The 16,628-nt window shown below is 66.7% G+C and carries 17 protein-coding genes; 11 read left to right on the top strand and 6 right to left on the bottom strand.

Going from position 1 to position 16,628, the window contains the following annotated elements; genetic code table 11:
• Nucleotides 1-168: 168 nt before the first annotated feature.
• Nucleotides 169-1,761 carry a chromosomal replication initiator protein DnaA gene (gene dnaA / locus ACWD0F_RS24550; RefSeq protein WP_449879098.1) on the bottom strand — a complete coding sequence of 531 codons (1,593 nt, stop codon included), beginning with the start codon at nucleotides 1,759-1,761 and terminating at the stop codon, nucleotides 169-171.
• Nucleotides 1,762-2,209: 448 nt separating this feature from the next.
• On the opposite strand from dnaA, the gene rpmH reads away from it, so the two are divergent.
• From rpmH to ACWD0F_RS24500, 10 genes are all read left to right on the top strand, one after another.
• Nucleotides 2,210-2,347, top strand: coding sequence for a 50S ribosomal protein L34 (gene rpmH, locus ACWD0F_RS24545; protein WP_043614899.1), 138 nt, complete (start codon nucleotides 2,210-2,212; stop codon nucleotides 2,345-2,347).
• 62 nt (nucleotides 2,348-2,409) lie between these two features.
• Nucleotides 2,410-2,772, top strand: coding sequence for a ribonuclease P protein component (gene rnpA / locus ACWD0F_RS24540; protein WP_449879096.1), 363 nt, complete (start codon nucleotides 2,410-2,412; stop codon nucleotides 2,770-2,772).
• On the top strand, nucleotides 2,769-3,050 hold the full coding sequence (yidD, locus tag ACWD0F_RS24535; protein WP_449879094.1) for a membrane protein insertion efficiency factor YidD: 282 nt from the start codon (nucleotides 2,769-2,771) through the stop codon (nucleotides 3,048-3,050). Before rnpA ends, yidD begins: the two co-directional genes overlap by 4 nt.
• A 4-nt stretch (nucleotides 3,051-3,054) precedes the next feature.
• A complete protein-coding gene (gene yidC, locus ACWD0F_RS24530; protein ID WP_449879092.1) occupies nucleotides 3,055-3,981 on the top strand; it encodes a membrane protein insertase YidC in 927 nt (308 codons plus the stop codon).
• Between the two features lie 20 nt (nucleotides 3,982-4,001).
• Complete coding sequence (locus tag ACWD0F_RS24525; RefSeq protein ID WP_449879090.1) at nucleotides 4,002-4,490, top strand: Jag family protein; 489 nt, start codon at nucleotides 4,002-4,004, stop codon at nucleotides 4,488-4,490.
• Between the two features lie 532 nt (nucleotides 4,491-5,022).
• Nucleotides 5,023-5,694: a 16S rRNA (guanine(527)-N(7))-methyltransferase RsmG gene (rsmG, locus tag ACWD0F_RS24520; RefSeq protein ID WP_449879088.1), complete on the top strand. Its 672-nt coding sequence runs from the start codon at nucleotides 5,023-5,025 to the stop codon at nucleotides 5,692-5,694.
• Between the two features lie 137 nt (nucleotides 5,695-5,831).
• Complete coding sequence (locus ACWD0F_RS24515; RefSeq protein ID WP_449879189.1) at nucleotides 5,832-6,770, top strand: ParA family protein; 939 nt, start codon at nucleotides 5,832-5,834, stop codon at nucleotides 6,768-6,770.
• A 654-nt stretch (nucleotides 6,771-7,424) separates the two neighbouring features.
• Nucleotides 7,425-8,390, top strand: a complete 966-nt coding sequence (locus tag ACWD0F_RS24510) for a ParB/RepB/Spo0J family partition protein (RefSeq protein WP_449879086.1) — start codon at nucleotides 7,425-7,427, stop codon at nucleotides 8,388-8,390.
• A gap of 577 nt (nucleotides 8,391-8,967) precedes the next feature.
• The gene (locus tag ACWD0F_RS24505; RefSeq protein ID WP_449879084.1) at nucleotides 8,968-9,417 is read left to right on the top strand and encodes a hypothetical protein; all 450 of its coding nucleotides are present in this window, start codon (nucleotides 8,968-8,970) and stop codon (nucleotides 9,415-9,417) included.
• A gap of 169 nt (nucleotides 9,418-9,586) precedes the next feature.
• Nucleotides 9,587-9,778, top strand: coding sequence for a hypothetical protein (locus tag ACWD0F_RS24500; protein WP_449879082.1), 192 nt, complete (start codon nucleotides 9,587-9,589; stop codon nucleotides 9,776-9,778).
• Nucleotides 9,779-10,046: 268 nt separating this feature from the next.
• Here ACWD0F_RS24500 and ACWD0F_RS24495 read toward each other — a convergent pair whose 3' ends face one another.
• The 3 genes from ACWD0F_RS24495 to ACWD0F_RS24485 form a co-directional block, all read right to left on the bottom strand.
• Nucleotides 10,047-11,093, bottom strand: a complete 1,047-nt coding sequence (locus ACWD0F_RS24495) for a threonine aldolase family protein (RefSeq protein ID WP_449879080.1) — start codon at nucleotides 11,091-11,093, stop codon at nucleotides 10,047-10,049.
• A gap of 533 nt (nucleotides 11,094-11,626) precedes the next feature.
• On the bottom strand, nucleotides 11,627-12,583 hold the full coding sequence (locus ACWD0F_RS24490) for a D-alanine--D-alanine ligase family protein (RefSeq protein WP_449879078.1): 957 nt from the start codon (nucleotides 12,581-12,583) through the stop codon (nucleotides 11,627-11,629).
• Nucleotides 12,584-12,978: 395 nt separating this feature from the next.
• Nucleotides 12,979-14,325, bottom strand: a complete 1,347-nt coding sequence (locus tag ACWD0F_RS24485; protein ID WP_449879076.1) for an aminotransferase-like domain-containing protein — start codon at nucleotides 14,323-14,325, stop codon at nucleotides 12,979-12,981.
• Nucleotides 14,326-14,479: 154 nt separating this feature from the next.
• Between ACWD0F_RS24485 and ACWD0F_RS24480 the strand changes: the two genes are divergently transcribed.
• Nucleotides 14,480-15,097 (top strand): GNAT family N-acetyltransferase, encoded by a 618-nt coding sequence (locus ACWD0F_RS24480; RefSeq protein ID WP_449879074.1) that lies wholly within the window; start codon nucleotides 14,480-14,482, stop codon nucleotides 15,095-15,097.
• A gap of 173 nt (nucleotides 15,098-15,270) precedes the next feature.
• On the opposite strand, the gene trxA is transcribed toward ACWD0F_RS24480, so the two are convergent.
• Both trxA and trxB read right to left on the bottom strand, forming a co-directional pair.
• Nucleotides 15,271-15,585 (bottom strand): thioredoxin, encoded by a 315-nt coding sequence (gene trxA / locus ACWD0F_RS24475; protein ID WP_449879072.1) that lies wholly within the window; start codon nucleotides 15,583-15,585, stop codon nucleotides 15,271-15,273.
• A gap of 12 nt (nucleotides 15,586-15,597) precedes the next feature.
• A complete protein-coding gene (gene trxB / locus ACWD0F_RS24470) occupies nucleotides 15,598-16,530 on the bottom strand; it encodes a thioredoxin-disulfide reductase (RefSeq protein WP_449879070.1) in 933 nt (310 codons plus the stop codon).
• Nucleotides 16,531-16,628: the final 98 nt, after the last annotated feature.

Below are 16,628 nucleotides of genomic sequence, written 5' to 3'. Positions count from 1 at the left end.
AGGCTGCCCACAGGTTGTCCACGAGTAGTCCCCAGGTTCTCCCCAGCATGTCCCCAGCTTTATCCCCAGGCGCTCTGCGGGATTTTTCCGGGCAATGTGGAGCGAACGGCCGCCGGCTTTCGGTGTTTTCGCAGATCCACAGTGTTATCCACAGGCTGTGCATAAAGTTCAGGCTCCGCGCGACGTCTGCTTGATCCGCATTGTTAGTTCGTTGACCTGGTTGTACATCGACCTGCGCTCGGCGATGAGCGACCGTATTTTCCGTTCCGCGTGCATCACGGTGGTGTGGTCGCGCCCGCCGAACTGCTGGCCGATCTTCGGCAGCGACAGCTCGGTCAGCTCGCGCACCAGATACATGGCGATCTGCCGGGCGTTCACCAGAGCCCTGCTGCGCGAGGTGCCGCAGAGGTCCTCGATGCTGATCCCGAAGTACTCGGCGGTCTGGGCCATGATCGTGGCGATCGTGATCTCCTGGCCGGAGTCGGCGGTGATCAGATCCTTCAGCACCACCTCGGCGAGCTGCAGGTCGACGCCCTGCCTGTTGAGGCTGGCGAACGCGGTGACCCTGATCAGGGCGCCCTCGAGCTCGCGGATGTTGGTGGAGATGCGGCTGGCGATGTACTCGAGCACCTCGGGCGGCGCGGCCAGGCCCTCCTGGATGGCCTTCTTCCGCAGGATGGCGATCCGGGTCTCCAGCTCGGGCGGCTGCACGTCGGTGATCAGACCCCACTCGAACCGGTTGCGCAGCCGGTCCTCCAGCGTGATCAGTTGCTTGGGCGCCCGGTCGCTGGAGATCACGATCTGCTTGTTCGCGTTGTGGAGAGTGTTGAAGGTGTGGAAGAACTCCTCCTGCGTCTGCTCCTTGCCCTCCAGGAACTGGATGTCGTCGACCAGCAGGATGTCGATCGCCCGGTAGCGGCCGCGGAAGCCGTCGGCCTTGTGGTCGCGGATGCTGTTGATGAAGTCGTTGGTGAACTCCTCGGAGCTCACGTACCTGACCCGCGCCCCGTCGTACAGGCTCTGGGCGTAATGCCCGATGGCGTGCAGCAGGTGTGTCTTCCCCAGCCCCGAGTCGCCGTAAATGAAGAGCGGGTTGTACGCCTTCGCGGGGGATTCGGCCACCGCCACGGCCGCGGCGTGCGCGAACCGGTTGCTGGCGCCGATGACGAATGTCTCAAATGTGTACTTTTGATTGAGTCTGGCCGGTTCGCTCGGCTTGTTGCTCTTCGCTTCCCACCGGTTCGGAGCCGGCTCCGGCGCTTTTTCCACAGGCGGTGTGTACGGCTGGGCCTGTTCAAAAGTGAAGCTCTGCTGTGGATATTCGGTGGATATCTGGGGCGGCTCAGGCTGTGGAGAATAGAACTGAGGCGGCTCGGAAGCCGGGTTGTGCTGCGGTTGAGCGGGCTGTGTATAACGGAGCTGACTCTCCACACCCTGGGGATAACTTTGAGTCACAGGCTGTTGATGAGGGTCGGGCATCTGCATCTGCATCGGCTGCTCGGGCGCCGTCGTGTCGATCATCACGGCCAGCCGCATCGTCCGGCCGAGCTCCTGCGACAGCGCGTGGGCCACCAGCGGGCGCAGTTTGCCCTCGATGAGGTCCTTGAGGAAGTCGTTGGGGACGCCGAGCACTATCGTGTCGTTGGCCAGGGCGATCGGGCGCACCATGGCCAGCCACGTGCGCTGCTGGATGGGCACGTTCTCGTTGAGGAAGTTACCCAGGGCCCTCGCCCATACCGTGCCGAGGTCGACACTGTTCATAGCGCGGCTCCCCCTCCTCCCTCTCGCGGCCCCCCGCGATCGTTTATCCACATGGCTCGGCCGCTCACGATGATCAGCGACCCTTCGTCCACAGCGCTGTGGCAGGGCTTCGTACCCAGGGCCTCCACAGGAGATCCACAGGTTGTGCACAGCCTCTGGGCTCGCCTGAAAGGGCCGACAGTATCTATGTGCACAGGCTGTGTTCAAGACGTTGTCCACAGCCTAGTGGCACCTGAGTGCACATACTGTGGACGCCGCCCGGGCGGTGGAAAAGTCGCCTGTGGAAAGGTGGATAACCCGTCTGGTTTGACCTGGGGCAGGTATGGCCCGTAACGTACGACGGTCGGCTTGTCACGTGACGGCTATTTCGCGTGCCCTCGCATCTCTGGCAGGCCAGCCCTGTGTGTTAAGCGCCTGCAAGGCGCACCCTCAAGCCTGGAGCCAACCCGTGAGCAAGCGTACTTTCCAGCCGAACAACCGTCGCCGCGCGAAGACCCACGGCTTCCGGCTGCGCATGCGCACCCGGGCCGGTCGCGCCATCCTCGCCGCTCGCCGCCGCAAGGGCCGCGAGAAGCTGTCGGCCTGACCGTCCTGCGCCACTCAGTCGGCCCGCCGGTGGATCCCTCCGGCGGGCGTTAGGCGTATACGGTGCTATCTCGTGATTCCCGCATGCGGCGCGGGGAGGATTTCGATTCGGCGGTTAGGCGCGGCCAACGCGCGGGCCGTCCGACTCTCGTGGTGCATTTCACCGTTTCTGGGGAAGAGTCACCTCTGGTCGGTTTCGTGGTGAGTAAGGCTGTCGGTGGTGCCGTGACCCGAAACAAGGTCAAACGACGGCTCCGACACCTGATGCGAGACCGTCTACACCGGCTGCCGCGAGGTAGCCTGCTTGTGGTACGCGCCAACCCACCGGCCGCGTCCGCGCGCTTCGAGCACCTGGCCGCCGAGCTCGATTCCGCGCTGGATCGTTTGCTCAGGCGGCGCGAGTCCTCGACGGGTGGACATAGATGACGGAGCAGCCGCAAGGGGTGGTCCCGAGCTTCGCCGCTCGGGCCCTGATCATCCCGATCCGGTTCTACCGGGCCTTCATCAGCCCGGTGCTCGGTCCGCGCTGCCGCTTCTACCCGTCATGCAGTGCGTACGGGCTCGAGGCGATCGCCGTCCACGGTGCATTGCGCGGCATATGGCTGACTGTCCGGCGCATCGGGCGTTGCCACCCATTCCATCCCGGAGGTATAGACCCGGTGCCCCCACGCCCGGTCCGGTCCCACGAAACGCAAGGGAGATAGCTCGGTGGAGCTGTCCTGGCTCAACTGGCTGTACACAGCCGTCGCCCAAGTCATCACCTGGATCCACCAGGCATACAGCACGGTCCTTGACCCGAACAGCGGCTTGACGTGGGCGCTCACCATCATCACGCTGACCGTCATCATGAGGATCTTGATCTTCCCTCTGTTCCTCAAGCAGATGCGTTCGTCGCGAAAGATGCAGGAGCTGGCGCCGAAGGTCCAGGAACTCCGCAAGCGTTACAAGAACGACAAGCAGCGTATGAACCAGGAGGTCATGGCGCTCTATCAGGGAGCCGGCGCCAACCCCCTCGGTGGCTGCCTGCCTGTCGTCGCGCAGTTCCCGATCTTCATCTCGATGTTCACCGTGCTTCGGGCCATCGCGGCGGACGAGGCGAAGTTCGGCATGTCGCAGGAGCTCGTCGACAGCGCCAAGCACGCCCTCATCCTGGGCGCCCCGCTGCCCGCCACCTTCTTCGAAGCGCCCAGCGTGAGCGAGAAGATCGTGATCGGCTGCTTCGTCGCGGTCAGCTCGCTGACGACCTTCCTCACCGTCCGGCAGAGCGTCACCCGCTCCATGGCTCAGATGCCGGACAACCCCATGGCACAGCAGCAGAAGATCCTCATGTACATCTCTCCGCTGTTCGCCTTCTTCAGCCTGAACTTCCCGCTCGGTCTGATCATGTACTGGGTCACCACCAACGTGTGGACGCTCGGCCAGCAGCACTGGTTCTACAGCCGCAACCCCATGCCGGAATACGACGCCAAGGGCAACCCGGTCCCCGTACAGTCCAAGCCCGGCCTGATCGCCAAGCTTCGCAAGACAACGCCGGAAGTACAGGCGCCCCCGCCGGCCCCGCCGGAGCCTAAGATCGTCAGGCAGCAGCCAAGCCGCCAGTCCCGCAGCAAGCGCACCGGCAGCAAGAAGTCTTGAACACGAAGGAGAGGCCGGCCATGACCGAGGCCGAGCAGGAGAAGGCTCCTGATCTCAGCGCGCTCGAGCAGGAGGGCGAGATCGCTGCCGACTACGTCGAGGGCCTTCTCGACATCGCCGACATCGACGGTGACATCGACATGGACGTCGAGGGCGACCGCGCCATGGTCTCCGTCGTGGGGCTCAAGGGCAATGAGCTGGTGGGGCCCGCAGGGGAGGTCCTGGAGGCACTGCAGGAGCTGACCCGCCTGGCCGTGCACCGGCAGACGGGGGAGCGCTCCAGGCTGATGCTGGACGTCGCCGGTTACCGCGAGCGTCGGCGGGCGGAGCTGACCAAGCTCGGCACCGAGATCGCCAACGAGGTCCGGGAGCGGGGCGATTCCAAGGCGCTGCAGCCGATGACACCGTTCGAGCGCAAGATCGTGCACGACGCGGTGGCGGCCGCCGGGCTCCGGAGCGAGTCCGAGGGCGAGGAGCCTCAGCGTTACGTGGTGGTTCTTCCCGCCTGAGGGCGCTTTGCCATCTCAATCGGCCGTCTGCCCGCTTGATGCGCGGGACAGGCGGCCGTTTCCGCTTTTATGCCTGTACGTACTGCTTAATGCCGAAAAAGGTTGCCGAGCCGCCGTATCCTCTTCGCTGGCGCTTGCGCGACGGTGATCAAGGCACCTATGACAGGGCACAACGATGGCGGCGTGCTCAAAGGTCACTTTCAGGCCAGCCCGCTAGTCTTCCACTGTGATCTCACCTTTAGCCTTGGGTAGAGATCGTTCTTGGACCTGTCACTCTGGGCTCGTCCTCGCCGATCAACGGGCTCTGCTCGCTGATCGGCGGGCGCCGCCCACGGACCACCGGGCTCCGGCCCGTCTAGTAACGGGCTCCGGCCCGCCTAGTAGCGGGCTCGGGCCCACCGAACAATGGGCTCCGGCCCGCTGAGCGAACGGGCTTCAGCCCGCTGAACGAACGGGCTTCGGCCCGCCGGACAGACCGGGCTTCTCGCCCGCCGACCAAAGGGCGACCAGCCCCAGAAAGGGCCACCGACCAGTGAGCGATGAGCTTCCGGCGCCGCCGGACATAGCGCGGGACGTCTTCACCGGGGAGGCCTGGGATCGCGCCAAAGCCTTCGCCGAGTTGCTGGCGGGTCCCGGCGTCGTCCGGGGGTTGCTGGGCCCGCGCGAGGTGCCGCGGATCTGGGATCGCCACCTGCTCAACTGCGCGGTGGTCGAGGAGGTCGTGCCTCTCGACGTCCGGCTGGTGGACATCGGCTCCGGCGCCGGGCTGCCTGGTCTCGTCCTGGCGATCGTCCGGCCGGACATCACGGTCACGCTGCTGGAGCCGTTGCTTCGCCGTACCGTCTTCCTGGAGGAGTGCGTCGAGACGCTCAAGCTCGATAACGTCGAGGTGCTGCGCGGCCGGGCGGAGGAGCTGGCGGGAAAGCGCGAGTTCGATGTCGCCAGCGCCCGTGCGGTGGCTCCGCTCGATCGTCTCCTTCAATGGGCCATGCCGCTGCTGCGTGAGGGCGGCGAGCTGATAGCTATGAAGGGTGAGCGCGCCGCCGGCGAACTCGCCGAGGCGGAGCCCCAATTGCGAGCCAGCGGAGCCCGAACGGCTGAGCTTGTGACCGTCGGGCGCGGTAAGGTCGAGCCGGCTGCAACATTGGTTCGGGTGGTAGCGGGTCGTGCGCCGGAGCAAGCAAGGCGGCGACGAAGGAGGTGACGGTTGTGCCAGTCGCGTCATGCGGTCTTGGTTGGCCGGACAACCGTCGGTCCGAGGGCCCAACCGGGGTTGGCTGGCCCGAAATGGGCGTGTCGCGACAGCAAATTCCCGGCACCGGCACACCACTGGTTGAAAGGATGGCCATTGTGACTCAGACCCCCCTGAACCCAGGTGAATCGCCATTGGTACGAGAGGCGCTCAGCTCAGTGGTTTCACGTGAAACACCTGCAACTCAGCCGGCGGCTGCCCAGTCGGGCGAGGCTCCGAGTGACGGGAACGGCGACTGGCCGCATCCCGTCAAGTGCAGAGTTATCGCGGTGGCCAACCAGAAGGGCGGCGTCGGCAAGACCACCACCTCGGTCAACATCGCAGCCGCGCTTTCCATGCACGGCCAGCGTGTCCTCGTGGTGGACCTCGACCCCCAGGGCAACGCCTCCACTGCGCTGGCCACTGAGCATCGCGGCGATGTGCCGGATGTCTACCAGGTTCTGGTCGACGACCTTCCCTTGACGGACATCATCAAGCAGGTCCCCGACATGCCGAACCTCTACTGCGCCCCGGCGACCATCGACTTGGCCGGCGCGGAGATCGAGCTGGTCTCGCTGGTAGCCCGGGAGGCCCGCCTCCGACGCGCGCTGGCGGCCTATGACTCGATCGCGTTCGACTACATCGTGATCGACTGCCCGCCGTCCCTGGGCCTTCTGACGGTGAACGCTCTGGTGGCCGCAGAAGAGGTCATGATTCCCATCCAGTGCGAGTACTACGCCTTGGAGGGTCTCGGTCAGCTCCTGCGGAACGTGGACCTGATCCGGGCCCACCTGAACCCGACGCTGCAGCTCTCGACCATCGTGCTGACGATGTACGACGGGCGTACGCGGCTGGCGTCACAGGTGGCGGACGAGGTGCGGGCGCACTTCGGGGACACGGTGCTCAACGCGGTCATCCCGCGCAGCGTCCGGCTGTCGGAGGCGCCCAGCTATGGGCAGTCCGTCATGACGTACGATCCGGGATCCAGTGGCGCCATGGCCTACATGGACGCCGCCCGCGAAATAGCCCACCGCGCCACCGTGGCCTGACCGCGTCACCCACTCCGCAGCCTCTTTCTCATCCGTGCCGCGATACCCGCCCATGCCGCGCAGAGAGCGGTGTGTGAGCAGGGCGTGGCATGCGAGTAGTGAGTCCTGAGCGCCCACAGGTGGGGGAGAAGCGCAGTCCACCTCCCGCCCCCACCACCCGGCCGGTCCCGACGCACCCTTATCCGGTCACGCCTCCATGTGGCCACGCCTGGACACCCATCACCCTTGCGTGCGACCACGCCAGACAGCACGCTTACGCGGGGCCACGCTGCCCGCATGAGATGCGCACTCCGTGCGAGACGCGCTGTCCCCGTGCGAGACGCGCTGTCCCCGTGCGAGGCGCGCTCTCCCGGTGCGAGGCGCCACTGCCGTACGAGACGCGCGCTTTCGTGAAACCCGTCTCTTAGGTCGTGCGGGTACTTGCACTCGCGGTCCCCACTCTCGACGCCGTCGATGCTTGGACGGGACCTGGCGTAGTAGGAGGAGGGGCCGCATCCGGGCTACAACTTCGGCTCAGTCAGGAGTTGGGCAGATTTGTGACCGTGTCGGTGTAAATCCAACGGGACGGTGTGTGGCGAGGGGACACCGGGTCGGGCCCACGACGGTAACCTCTCCTGGAGTGACCGGATTCGGCCGGGTGGATGAGGAGACGCAGTGAGCCAGCAGCGGCGGGGATTGGGCAAGGGGCTCGGGGCGCTCATTCCGACCGGTCCCATTGTTGACGGTACGGGGACGGCGCCGAACCCGGCTAACGGCTCGACGGGGGAGACGGGGCCGAAGCCGATTGCCGGAGCGTATTTCAAGGAGGTCGCTCTCAGTGCGATCGTCCCCAACCCGCGCCAGCCGCGTGAGGTTTTCGACGATGAGCGACTCGACGAGCTGGCGGCGTCGATTCGGGAAGTCGGTCTTCTGCAGCCGATCGTGGTTCGCCCGGTTGGTGGTGGTCAGTATGAGCTGATCATGGGGGAGCGCCGCTGGCGAGCATGCCAGCAGGTCGGCTTGAATCCGGTGCCGGCGATCGTTCGCAACACGCAGGACACCGATCTTCTCCGTGACGCCCTCATCGAGAACCTTCAGCGCGAACAACTGAACGCGCTGGAAGAGGCTGCGGCGTACCAGCAACTCCTTGACGACTTTCAGGCCACCCACGAACAGCTCGCTCAGAAGGTCGGTCGCTCTCGCTCCCACATCACCAACACTCTGCGCCTCCTCAACCTCCCGCCTGAGGTTCAGCGCAAGGTGGCGGCCGGAGTCATCAGCGCCGGCCATGCCCGCGCGCTTCTCGGCCTCAACAGCCCAGAGGAGCAGATGGAGCTAGCCAAGCGGATCGTGGCTCAGCTTCTCTCCGTCCGAGCAGTGGAAGAGATCGTCGCCACAGGCAGCGCGAAGGCCGCCGCCCAGAAGGCGCCCCGTGAGCGCCAGCCCGCTCAGCCGACCGCTCCCGGCCTGACGCATCTCGCCGACCGCCTCTCGGATCATTTCGAGACCAAGGTCAAGGTTGACCTGGGTCGGCGAAAGGGGCGCATCGTCGTGGAGTTCGCCACGATTGATGACCTTGAGCGCATCATCGGCACCATGGCACCTGAAGCCGTCCGGGCAATGCGCGAATCCGAGGACTGACACCGTTTCACATGAAACACCCTTAGCTTTCGCGTCCCAGACCCGTTCAGCCTGCCCGGTTGATCTGTCGCTCTCTTCTCGGCCTCCTGCCGTGTCCTCCCGACCTCCTCCATATCGCGCCCGTTCTTCTCCCCTTTGAGTCTCCGTCGGGCTGCATCCTTATGCTGCTTACCGGGAGACTGGCCGTCGAACCGGCAGTCGCCCCGAAGGGCCACCCAGGGGCGTTACGGCGGGAAGCGGTAACCCATCAAGGGGTTTCCGTCCCGACTTGCCCCGAGGGAACTCACTCCAGGGAGCTCCACGGTGCAGGGCAGTGACCCGCCAAGGAGCACTTACCTGCCATGGAGTGCTCATGCGCTAGGAGTGCTCATGCGCTAAGAGGCGCTCGTGCGCCGAAGGGTACTCACCCGCCGAGGGGTCTGCAGCCTCAGACGACTCGGCGGTCGCTCCCCTTGTCCGGCCGACAGGAAGGGCAGCCGTTTCGTTGTCGGGTCGGATAGCGGCGCTTAGCCACCTGATGTGTTGCCGCTTCTTGTTTCACGTGAAACGTGCTTGCATCTATCCACGGATCGCTGCTGTGGAAGGGACGAGCACGGATGGGTTTAGAAGCGCCTCCAATACCACCGCCGCCTCCAATACCACCGTCGTCATCGCCGCCACCGCCACCGCCACCGCCACCGCCACCGTCGTCGCCGCCGCCGCCGCCGCCACCGCCACCGCCGCCACGGCCACTGCTGCTGCCGCCGCCACCACCGCCGCCGCCGCTGTCGTCAGATCCGACGGACGGGTGGACGGTCTCCGGCCGACGGGATCGCCCGCGCCGTCGAGCCGGCCTAAAGCTCCTCCCGACCTGACGGGTGACCGGCCTCGGCCGACGCGGCCTACGGCGTGCACAGGCTCCGTGCCGTCGCCGCCTGCATCGCCGCGTCGCGACACCACCGCGAACCTGCTGCGCCGCGGCCCCATTCAGCGCCGCTCCGCGGACGTCGAGATGCGCAAGTTGCTCTCCGGCAGAGCGCGACGGTAGACGGCGGAGATCGTGCCCACGTTACGCGGGGCGCGTTGCGTGAGCTGCTTGCAGCTGCCTGTGTCGCGTGCTGTCCGCGCTGCCCGTCCTACCTGCGCTGCCCTCTGCCCGTCTAGCCCGTGCGCTGCCTGGGTTGTCCGAGCTGCTCGCGTCGCGTCCCGCCCGTGCGTTGCCTGTCCTGCCCGCGCTGCCTGTCCTGCCCGCGCTGCCCGCGCTGCCCGCGCTGCCCGCGCTGCTCGCGTCGCGTCCCGCCCGTGCGTTGCCTGTCCTGCCCGCGCTGCCCGCGCTGCCCGCGTCGCTTCCTGCCCGTGCGCTGCTGTGCAGCGCGCCTTGCCCGGAGCTGGCGCCTACTCCGTCGTAGCTCAACGCCCTCAGTCTGACGTGGCCTGTAGGGCGTGCCTATGTTTCACGTGAAACGCGTCTGCTGCGCCGCTCCACCATGAGACGTCCGAGCGGGACGGCGACTGGGGCTGTCGGGAACCGGAGGGACGGCGGGAACGACGACGGGGGACATGACCGGACGATGGCGACCGGGACGACGGCGATGGAGACGGAGATGGGGACGTTGGATGGGAGTGGCCGTAGGGCGGCGTGTTTCACGTGAAACAGGGAGCGGGTGCCGCCTGGAGCTACGCGGCGACCGCCTTCCGGATGTCGTCGAGGAAGTCGTCTACCTGTTCCGGGGTCGTGTCGAAGGCGGTCATCCAACGGACGATGCCCGCAGCTTCATCCCAGTAGTGGAACAGATAGCGGCGCTGGAGAGCCTGGGTGGCAGCGTGCGGGAGGACGGCGAAGACCGCGTTGGATTGGACGGGATAGGCCAAGGAGGCGTTGGCGATGTCGGTAAGGCCGCCGGCGAGGCGACTGGCCATCTGGTTGGCATGCGCGGCGTTCTTGTGCCACAGGTCGTCCGTCAGGAGGGCCGAAAGCTGGGCTGAGATGAAGCGCATCTTCGAAGCGAGTTGAAGGGACTGGCGACGAAGGAAAGGCACCGCATGGGTCAGCGAAGGATCGAGGACAACCACGGCTTCAGCCGCCAGGGCGCCGTTCTTCGTTCCGCCGAAGCTGAAGACGTCAACGCCGGCATCGGTCGTGATGGCCTTCATGTCACAGGACAGATGGGCGGCGGCGTTGGCGAGCCTGGCGCCGTCCACATGAAGGCGTAGACCGGACGAGTGCGCCGCCTCGGCGAGGGCGGCGATTTCGGCGGGGGAGTAGCAAGTGCCGAGCTCTGTGACTTGAGAGATCGAGACAACGGTCGGCTGAGATTCGTGGGGGTTGCCGATCCCACCCAAGCGAGCCCGGATGTCGTCAGGGCGCAGCTTGCCGTCCTCGGTCGGGATCGTCATCAGCTTCACGCCGAGCAGTCGCTCCGTCGCCCCTGCTTCGTGGCTGGCGATGTGCGCGGTGTCGGCGCACAGGATGGCGTCGTACCGACCGAGCATGAGGGCCAGGCCGACCATGTTGGCGCCCGCTCCGTTGATCACCGCGAAGCCTTCCGCGCCGGATCCGAACACCTCCTTGACCTTGTCCTCGAACGCAGAGGTCCAACTGTCGTCGCCATAAGCGGGAGCGTCTCCGTGGTTCGCTGCGGCTATGGCTTCGAGGATGGTGGGATGCACGCCTGCGTGGTTGTCACTGGCGAAACTCTTGGGGTAGGTCGAATCGATCAGCACACGGTAAGGCTACTTTCACCGCATCGGTGGCCGTTGCAACCGTCCGGCAGCCGACCGGTGCCAAGGGCGAGGGATTGTGTGGGCCGTCAGTGCTGAAAGGTGATGGTGGTGGTGGGAGGCGAAGGGCTTGGGTTGGGGGTGACGGGGCGTCCGGTACGGACGGGGTGTGGACAGGTGCCGTGGCGAGAGTTGTGGTGAGGAGAGAGGAAGGCCGTGGGAAGCGAGCACAGGTGCCGCGTGCGTGGGGCCGTGCGTGGAGGCCGTGCGTGGCTGGCGGAGGAGGTGAGAGTTTGGGTATGGCGCGCGCAAGGCTGCCGCTCATCAAAGGGCTGACCGTCAGACGGTGTGCGCGGGCGGTGTGCGCGGGCGGTGTGGCGCGGTGCGGTGTGTACGGGTGGTGCGGGGCGCGCGGGCGGTGTGGCGTGGAGCCGGTCAACGATGTGGGTGGCGGTGACGTCGGGTGTGGGTGGGTGGCGCTGGTGTCACGTGAGGGTGGTGGGTGGGGGTGCCTGCCGGGGTGGGGTGGGGGTGGGTCAGGTCCGGGAGCGGCTGGCGGCGCTCTGGAGGAGGGTGCGGCAGAGGTCGCCCAGGTCTTGGCCGGCGGCCTCGGCGGCCATGGGCAGGAGCGACGTCTCCGTCATTCCCGGTGCCACGTTGACCTCAAGGAAGTGGGGCTGCCCGGCCGCATCGACGATCAGATCCGTACGGGAGATGTCGCGCAGACCGAGAGCGGTGTGGGCTGTCACCGCGGTTTCCGCGCAGGCCGCTGCCGCCTGGGCGGAGAGGCGGGCGGGGGCGAAGAACTCGGTGTGCCCGGCCGTGTAGCGGGCGGCGTAGTCGTAGACGCCTTCGTCGGGGACGATCTCCACGGCGGGCAGGGCCTCCGGGCCGTTGCCGAGGTCCACGACTGAGACCGCCACCTCTACACCGTCCACGTACCGCTCGATCAGCGCCGTGTCACCGTAGGCGAAGCAGCCGACCATGGCGGCGGGAAGCTCTTCCGCCGTGCGTACGATCGACGCGCCCAGCGCCGAGCCGCCTCTGGCGGGCTTGACGAACAGGGGGAGGCCGAGGTGTGCCACGATGCGGCCCAGCACCACCGTGGCGCCGAGGTCGTGGAACGTCTCCTTCGGCAGGGTAACCGACTCCGGGGTGCGCAGGCCGACAGAGCGTACGACGGCCTTGGCGGTGGGCTTGTCGAAGGCCACCCGGCAGGCGTCCGGGTCGGCGCCGACGTAGGGGACGTTGAGGAGCTCCAGCACGGACCGGATGGCGCCGTCCTCGCCCGCGCCGCCGTGCAGTGTCACGAAGACCGCGTCCGGCGGGTCCGCCAGGATCGAGGGCACGAGGGAGGCGTCGGTGTCCCGGGCCTCCACGTCGATGCCCGCGGCACGCAGCACCTCGCTGACTCGGCGGCCGGAGCGCAGAGACACCTCTCGTTCATAGGAGAGGCCCCCGGCCAGCACGAGCACGTGGCCCAGATCGCTCATCACATCTCCTCCGCTGATCGCACGCTGTCCAACCGTACCGGCGTCGGGGGTGAATGGTGTACGGGAGGTGCTTTCTCCGGCGATCCCCGTCCTAGTCCTACCGAATGGATGAGGATGCTCCGGTCCCGGACGGGGCATCCGGGGTGGTGCCGTGCGGTCCTGAAGAGGGGCCCGCATGCGAGCGTGCCCCGCCGGCAGTCGGCAAGTCGTGGTCTCCGGGGGTGCGCATCGGTCCCGTCTGCCGGGACGCTGGGGGTGCTCAGTGCTGGTGACGCCCGACGGTGCACGTGCGCAGCGATCAGCTGGGAGACCTCCCGCGGACACCCAGAAGATCCCGCGAAGAAAAATGGCCGGCGTCACGGAAACGTGGCGCCGGCCATCAACTACGGGGAAGCTCAGGCCAGATCAGGCCCGGGTGTGTCGACGCCGGTGCGTTCGCGCGCCGAAGCCGTCCCGAACGTGTCCCTGAGCTGCATCTCCTGCTCGATCACGCCGGCCAGCCGCCGCACCCCTTCCCGGATGCGGTCAGGCTCGGGGAAGCAGAAGGACAGGCGCATGTGCCGGGCCCCGCTGCCGTCCGCGAAGAACCCGGTCCCGGGTACGAACGCCACCCGCTCCGCCACCGCCCGCGGCAGGATGGCCTTCGAGTCGAGGCCCTCGGGCAGGGTCGCCCAGACGAAGAACCCGCCCGCGGGACGGGTCCACGTGACCTCGGGCGGCATCAGGGCGTCGAGAGCGTCGAGGAGCGCGTCGCGGCGCTCCCGGTAGAGCTCTCTGAACGACTTGATCTGCTCCTGCCACGGCTGCGTGGCGAGGTACTGGCCGACGGCGAGCTGGGTGAAGGACGAGTGCGACAACACGGCGGACTCCATGGCCAGCACGAGCTTGTCGCGGATGGCGTGCGGCGCCAGGGCCCAGCCGACCCGGAAGCCGGGGGCGAGCGTCTTGGAGAACGAGCCCAGGTAGACGACGCCGTCGGGATTGTCGGCACGCAGGGCGCGCATGGGCTCGCCGTCGAAGCCGAGCAGTCCGTACGGATTGTCCTCGATGATGAGGATCCCGGCCCGCTGGCAGATGTCGAGAACCTGCTGCCGGCGGGCGATGTTCAGGGTGACGCCGGCGGGGTTCTGGAAGGTCGGGATCGTGTAGAGGAACTTGATGGGCGCCCCGGCCGTCTCCAGCGCGTAGATGGTCTGGGCCAGGGACTCGGGCACGATGCCCTGCTCGTCCATGGCGATGTGGACCACTTTGGCCTGGTAGGCGGCGAACGTACCCAGGGCTCCCACATACGAGGGGCCCTCGGCGAGCACCACGTCGCCCGGATCGATGAAGATCCGGGTCATCAGGTCGAGCGCCTGCTGCGAACCCACGGTGACGACCACGTCGTTCGCCCCGGCGGAGATCCCCTCCAGCCGCATGACCTCGCAGATCTGCTCGCGCAGATGCGGGTCACCCTGGCCGGAGCCGTACTGCAGCGCGACGGGGCCGCGCCTGGTGATGAGATCGGAAACGAGCTCGCCCACCATGTCGAGGGGAAGCGCCGTGACGTACGGCATGCCGCCGGCGAGCGAGACCACCTCTGGTCTCGATGCGACGGCGAAAAGAGCTCGAATCTCGGAGGCGACCATCCCGGTAGCTCGTGCGGCATACCGATCGACGAATGCGTCGATGCGCGACCCTTGGGTCGCGGGTGCCTGACCGTGATTCCGCTCTTCTGTCACGGCCCACCTCCTAGGTGTCATATGGGACTGAAATACCAGATTACGCCAGACGGACATGTCGCACGTGACCGGCTCGCCCGTCGTGGTGCCCGCTGGCGTCATCTTCACTGGGCTACGATGCCACCTGTGGACGCGGTTTTCGCGCGCTTTTCCGGGTCAACGATAGGGGCCGTAGTTGTCGCGCCGGCTGGTCAACATAACCCTGGACAATCTTGACGATCTGCCGCGCCGCTGTCGGCGGTGCGTGTTCTGGGAGCTCGATCCCGTCAGTGGCGAACGCGCGCAGGACTCGGGCGATCCCGGGCTGGAGAAGGAAGCCTGGATCTCCGGCACGCTGCTGGAGTGGGGCAGCTGCGGAAAGATCATCTATGTTGACGGAGTGCCCGCGGGGTTCGTGATCTACAGCCCGCCGCTCTACACCCCGCGCTCCGTGGCCTTTCCCACCTCGCCCGTCAGCGCTGACGCGGTGTTGCTGATGACGGCGCACATCATCCCCGAGTTCTCGGGGGGCGGACTGGGCCGGATGTTGATTCAGGGTGTGGCCAAGGATCTGACGCGGCGCGGCGTGAAAGCCATTGAAGCTTTCGGCGACTTGAAGTGGGAAGAGCCTAGTTGCGTGGTTCCGGCCGAGTACTTGTTGTCTGTTGGGTTTAAGACGGTTCGTCCGCATTTGCGCTTTCCGCGGCTCCGGTTGGAGCTCAAGACCGCCATCTCGTGGCGTGAGGACGTCGAGGTGGCCTTGGAGCGCCTCCTGGGCTCCATGAGTCCGGAACGCGCCCTACGTCCCGTCTAACGGCCCCTGAGGGCTCCCGGCACACCATCAGGGGCCGCGCCAGCATCAGGGGACCGCGAAGGACCCGCCCGCCGTCAGCGGGCTCGCGAAGGAGTGGAAAGCGAAGGACCGGACATGCGTGAGCCCCCCGCGCCGGTTCGCGCGGGGGGCTCAGGCCGGACGGAGAGGACGGTCTAGATGATGCCCTCAAGCTCGCGCAGCAGCATGGCCTTCGGCTTGGCGCCGATGATCTGCTTCACCAGCTCTCCACCCTTGTAGACGTTCAGCGTCGGAATCTGGAGCACGCCGTACTGGCGCGGAACCTCAGGGTTCTCGTCGATGTTGAGCTTCACGATCTCCAGCTTGTCGCCGTGCTCGTTGGCGATCTCCTGCAGGATGGGCGCGACCTGACGGCAGGGGCCGCACCACTCTGCCCAGAAGTCGACCAGCACAGGCTTGTCGCTCTTGAGGACGTCGGTGTCGAAAGTGGCGTCGGTGACAGCCTTCACGGGGCGCTCTCCCTACTCTTCGTTGTTGGCAAGCCAGCGCTCGGAGTCGAGCGAGGCCGCGCAGCCGGTGCCGGCCGCGGTGATGGCCTGGCGGTAGATGTGGTCGACGACGTCACCGGCGGCGTACACACCGTCGATGTTGGTCGCCGTGGAGGGGGCGGCCACCTGGATGTAGCCGTCCTCGTCGAGGTCGATCTGGCCCTTGACCAGCTCGCTGCGCGGGTCGTGCCCGATGGCCAGGAACAGCGCGTCCGTCGCCAGCTCGCACTCCTCGCCGGTCTTGACGTTGCGCAGCTTGACCGCCTCGACCTTGGTGTCGCCGAGCACGTCGACGACCTCGGAGTCCCACACGAAGCGGATCTTCTCGTTCGCCAGCGCCCGATCCTGCATGATCTTGCTCGCCCGCAGGCTGTCGCGGCGGTGCACCACCGTCACCATGCGCCCGAACCGGGTCAGGAACGTGGCCTCCTCCATGGCGGTGTCGCCACCGCCGACGACCACGATGTCCTTGTTGCGGAAGAAGAAGCCGTCACAGGTCGCGCACCAGGACACGCCATGGCCGGACAGGCGCTTCTCGTTCTTCAGGCCGAGCTCGCGGTAGCCGGAGCCCATGGCCAGGATGACGGACTTGGCGTAGTAGGTGTCCGTGTGGGTCTTGACGACCTTGGGGTTGGCCCGCAGGTCGACCTCGACCACGTCGTCGGCCACCAACTCGGCGCCGAATCGCTCCGCCTGCTTGCGCAGGTTGTCCATGAGGTCGGGGCCCATGATGCCATCGGGAAAACCGGGAAAGTTCTCCACGTCGGTGGTGTTCATGAGCGCGCCACCCGCGGTGACGGAGCCCTCGAAGATCAGCGGCTTGAGCTCGGCGCGCGCGGAGTAAACGGCCGCGGTATAGCCTGCTGGGCCGGATCCAATGATGATCACGTTACGAACGTCGCTCAACGCCCCACGCCTTCCTCGTCTGCTGTTGCACCGGCGTCAACAGATCCTAGGCCGCCGTGATTCCCAGCCCTTACCCACCACGCTCGGCGCAACGCTCG

It is taken from the genome of Nonomuraea sp. NPDC002799 (assembly GCF_053592075.1).
Note: the sequence above shows the minus strand (reverse complement) of the source record. Positions and strands in the feature narration are given on the sequence as shown.

Excerpts from the sequence above, each read along its gene's own strand:
- dnaA (WP_449879098.1), bottom strand. The coding sequence starts at position 1,761 with ATGAACAGTGTCGACCTCGGCACGGTATGGGCGAGGGCCCTGGGTAAC.
- yidD (WP_449879094.1), top strand. The coding sequence starts at position 2,769 with ATGACGGAGCAGCCGCAAGGGGTGGTCCCGAGCTTCGCCGCTCGGGCC.
- ACWD0F_RS24525 (WP_449879090.1), top strand. The coding sequence starts at position 4,002 with ATGACCGAGGCCGAGCAGGAGAAGGCTCCTGATCTCAGCGCGCTCGAG.
- ACWD0F_RS24515 (WP_449879189.1), top strand. The coding sequence starts at position 5,832 with ATGGCCATTGTGACTCAGACCCCCCTGAACCCAGGTGAATCGCCATTG.
- ACWD0F_RS24490 (WP_449879078.1), bottom strand. The coding sequence starts at position 12,583 with ATGAGCGATCTGGGCCACGTGCTCGTGCTGGCCGGGGGCCTCTCCTAT.
- ACWD0F_RS24485 (WP_449879076.1), bottom strand. The coding sequence starts at position 14,325 with ATGACACCTAGGAGGTGGGCCGTGACAGAAGAGCGGAATCACGGTCAG.